This is a genomic window from Candidatus Tectomicrobia bacterium (genome assembly GCA_016192135.1).
Taxonomy (GTDB): Bacteria; UBA8248; UBA8248; order UBA8248; family UBA8248; genus 2-12-FULL-69-37.
This window is the reverse complement of sequence record JACPUR010000012.1, coordinates 1-3,925: the sequence shown is the minus strand read 5'-3', so window position 1 is coordinate 3,925 and position 3,925 is coordinate 1. Positions and strand designations below refer to the sequence as shown.

Annotated in this window: 5 protein-coding genes; 3 read left to right on the top strand and 2 right to left on the bottom strand. The window is 69.0% G+C overall.

The annotated features are described in order from the left end of the window. Positions 1-225 precede the first annotated feature (225 nt). Positions 226-1,077 carry an alpha/beta hydrolase gene (locus HYZ11_04100; protein MBI3126769.1) on the bottom strand — a complete coding sequence of 284 codons (852 nt, stop codon included), beginning with the start codon at positions 1,075-1,077 and terminating at the stop codon, positions 226-228. After that, positions 1,074-1,502, bottom strand: coding sequence for a CoA-binding protein (locus tag HYZ11_04095; protein ID MBI3126768.1), 429 nt, complete (start codon positions 1,500-1,502; stop codon positions 1,074-1,076). Before HYZ11_04095 ends, HYZ11_04100 begins: the two co-directional genes overlap by 4 nt. A 256-nt stretch (positions 1,503-1,758) precedes the next feature. On the opposite strand from HYZ11_04095, the gene HYZ11_04090 reads away from it, so the two are divergent. The 3 genes from HYZ11_04090 to HYZ11_04080 all read left to right on the top strand — a co-directional run. Then, a complete protein-coding gene (locus HYZ11_04090; protein ID MBI3126767.1) occupies positions 1,759-2,358 on the top strand; it encodes a hypothetical protein in 600 nt (199 codons plus the stop codon). 172 nt (positions 2,359-2,530) lie between these two features. Then, positions 2,531-3,250, top strand: coding sequence for a tetratricopeptide repeat protein (locus HYZ11_04085; GenBank protein ID MBI3126766.1), 720 nt, complete (start codon positions 2,531-2,533; stop codon positions 3,248-3,250). Between the two features lie 171 nt (positions 3,251-3,421). Further along, the coding region (locus tag HYZ11_04080; protein MBI3126765.1) for an aldo/keto reductase at positions 3,422-3,925 on the top strand (504 nt) is incomplete at its 3' end.

The following is a 3,925-nucleotide window of genomic DNA, read 5'->3' as shown; positions in this document are numbered from 1 at the left end:
TCTTCTCGGCGACCGTCATGCTCCTTCCCTCCCGCAGGGTGGGGTGCCCCAGGGGAACTCCGCTCGGGCTACGCCCTCGCTCCGTTCCCCTGGCTGTGCCCGTCACCCTATCAGTTGTTCAGGAAGAAGCCTAGGAATACAATTGAGAAAACATTTATTGGCCATTCGTAACGAGTAGTAAACAGTCTTCTTGGTCCTCAGCGTCTATGCATTTGCTAGTTAGACTTACTTCACCGCCTTCTCCGGCGCGGCGAGGAACTCGCGCCAGACCTGCCAGTAGGCGGGGCCGCCCGTGACGTAGGTGTCGTTGTGGCGGGCGCCCCGGATGGCGTGGAAGCGCTTGGGCCCGGGGGCGAGCTCGTAGAGCCGGCGCCCCTGGGAGAAGGGCACGATCTCGTCCGAGTCCCCGTGGAAGAAGAGCAGGGGGGCCTTCACCCGGGGGAGCCACCTGGCGGTGTCGAACTCCTGGACGAGGAGCCGCCGCACCGGGAGGAAGGGGAACATCAGCTCCCCCATCTCGGCCAGGCTCACGAAGGGGCTCTCCAGGATGAGCCCCCGCGCCCCGGCCCCCTCGGCCGCCACCCGCACGGCCACGGTGGCCCCGAGCGAGCGCCCGAAGAAGAAGATGCGCCCGGCCGGCGCCCGCCCCCTCAGCCAGGCGTAGGCCCCCCGCATGTCGGCGTAGAGGCCGGCCTCGCCGGGCCGCCCCTCGCTCCGGCCGTAGCCCCGGTAGTCGAAGATGAAGACGCCCGCTGCTGTCTCTCGTCTTAAAAGCGCGATGTTCTCCGAGCGGTGGGAGATGTTCCCCGCGTTGCCGTGCGCCCAGAGGACGACGGGGCCTTCGGCCTCCACCGGCGGGACGTACCAGCCGTGCAGCCGGGCGCCGTCCGAGGCCGGGAAGAGGACGTCCTCGTAGGGCACGCCGTACTGGGCCGGGGTGGCGGATATCTCGCGGAAGGGGTGGTAGAGGAAGAAGTTCTCGATCCAGCCGATGAAGCCGGTCAGCACCAGCGCGAGCGCCCCCGCGAGAAGGACGTGCCGCGGCCGGAGGCGGCGGGCCCGGTCCGTATGGCTCAATCCCGCGGCTGCCCCGCCAGGAGCAGGCGGTGGAGGGTCTTGATACACAGGTCCTGGACGACCTCGGCGCCCGCCGCCTCGAGCCTGCGGGCGCTCCCGGGGTGGGCGATGCCCTTCTGCATCCAGAAGACGCCGGGGCGGGCCCTCATGCGCAGGAAGTCCTCCGCCACGGCGGGGATGTGCGCGGGGCGCCGGAAGACGTTCACGATGTCGACCGGCCCCTCGATATCCCGCAGGCTGGGGAGGGACTTCTCGCCCAGGGCTTCGTCCGCCTCGGAGTTGACGGGGATGATGCGGTAGCCCGCCGCCTGGAGGTAGGCGGCGATGCGGTGGCTGGTGCGCCCCGGGTCGCCCGAGAGGCCCACCACGGCGATGGTGCGCGCGTTCTCGAGGATTTCCGCCAGGCGCCGCTCGCCGGGGTTCATGGGGCCACCCCTCCCAAGGACATCATATCACAGGGCCCGGGAGCGCCCGGCCCGCCGGGGCGGGGGGTCTGTTGCCACGCCCCGGGCGGTGGAGTAGAAGAAGGGAGTCCCCGCCACCCCTCCGCATCAGGGCGCTGGAACGGCGCGGGGGCACCGTTGCCCGGGAGGGGATTTCGTGGCCCCGGCCGTCGTCGAGATCTTCCACGAGTACCATTGACCGTGGGCCTACATGGCCGCGGCGCGGCTGGACAGGGTCATGCCGGAGTTCGAGGGTGGCCTCGTCCTGAAGTGGCGCGCCTTTCCCCTGGAGGTCATCAACGGGCGGCCCGCGCCCCGGCACATCGTGGACCAGGAGTGGCCGCTCGTGGCCGTCCAGGAGCCGCTGGCGCCCTGCCGGCCCTTCCCCCACGAGGGCTTCCTCCGCACGACGATGCCGGCCTTCGAGGCCTACGCGGCGGCCTACGACCGGGATCCGGCCCGGGCGCGGCGCTTCGACCTGGCCCTGCGGCGGGGGTTCTTCCACGAGGGCCGCCGCATCGACGAGCCGGAGGTGGTGCTGGAGATCGCGGGGGAGGCGGGGCTCGATCCCGAGGCCCTGCGCCCGGAGGTGGGCAGCCCCCGCCGGCGGGAGCAAGTGATGGCGGACTGCCGCGAGTCCATGCGCCTGCGGGACGAGAAGGGCCTTCCCATGACGAGCCCGACCCTCATGCTCCCCTCGGGCGAAGCGATCCACAATCCCTACGCCTCGCCCAAGCGCTTCGAGCGGGGCAGGCTGGTGGAGGTGCTGCCGCCGCCCCGCTGCGGGGAGGCGGTCTACGAGGGCTTCCGGGAGATACTGCGGAAGGCGGCGGGCTGAGAGGAAGAATCCCGGCACACTGATCCTGAAGCGGCGACTCTCCCTCTCCCTTTGGGAGAGGGGCGCCGGGCACGAATTGATCTGAAATGGTTTTCCTCGCTCGGTTTGAACCATCTTCCGGGCAAGGGGAGAGCTTTTCCCGCTGTCAATACATTCCGCACGGAGTACGGCCTTGGCGGACGAGAAGATCCAGGGAGTCTACTACGAGGAGACGGCCGGGGGGGCGAGCCTCCAGCAGAAGGTGCGCTACTGGGCCCGCGACGCCGGGAACGGCGTCGTCTCGGTGGAGTTCCTCAAGCCGGACGGGACCTCGACCGGCATGTTGGCCGAGCGGGTCAAGCTCGAGGAGTTCCGGCGGCGCTTCGCGAAGGACGACCCCTCCGCCAGGAAGAGCGCCGAGCCCCCCAAGACCCCGCAGCAGGCGATGGTCGAGAAGTGCATGACGGCGGCGCAGGCCCACCTGGACCACAAGGAGTTCCACAGCGCGGAGTTCGAGTTCAAGACGGCGCTCAAGTTCGACGAGAAGCACGTCGCCGCGAGCTACGGCCTGGGCGAGTCCTACCTGGGGCAGGGCAAGACGGAGGAGGCGCGGCGGCTGTTCGCGCGCCTCACCGACAACGACCGCCTCTACACCAAGGAGAACAAGCACGTCTTCAACAAGCTGGGCATCCTGCTGCGCCGGCAGGGGCTCTTCCCGCTGGCGCTCAAGAACTACGAGCGCGCCATCCGCATCGACCACACCGATCCGGTGCTCTTCTACAACCTCGCGCGCGTGCTCTACGAGATGCAGCAGAAGGAGAAGGCGATCCGCTTCCTCAAGAACGCCCTGACCATCGACCCCGGCTTCAAGGAGGCCTCCGACTTCCTCGCCTTCATGGAAAAGCCGGGGTAGGGGGCGAAGCCTCGCGATGGCGCCCGCGGATCAATGTCCTATCCGTCTGTAGGGGCGAATCTTGTATTCGCCCCGGTGGTGAGGGCGAACACGAGGTTCGCCCCTACAAAAAAACGTATGGCACTCCCGGTGTCATTCACCTTCCGCCGTCCGCGATTTTGGGGAATGCCCATGCAATACCGCGCCCTCGGCCGCACCGGCCTCAAGACGAGCGCCGTCGGGATGGGCACCTACCAGACCTTCGACGTCTCCTCCCCCGCCGAAGCGGAGCGCCGCCGCCTGATCGCGGAGGAGGCCCTGCGGCTCGGCGTCAACTTCTTCGACTCGGCGCCCATGTACGGCGAGGCCGAACGGGTGCTGGGCTTGGCGCTCGAGGGGAGGCGGGAGCGGGCCCTCATCGCCACCAAGGTCCTCGAGCGCGACGTGCGCTCGGCGCGGGAGAGCATCGAGCGCTCCTTCAAGCTCCTGCGGACCGAGGTGATCGACCTGCTCCAGATCCACAACATGGCGGGCTGGCGGGCGGTGACGCCCGTACTCCAGGAGCTCCGGGAGGAGGGCCGCGTGCGCTTCACCGGCCTCACCGACTACCGCGTGTCGAACTACCCGGAGATGATGGAGGCCATGCGCACCGGCCTCTACGACACCATCCAGATCCCCTACCACGTGGGCGAGACG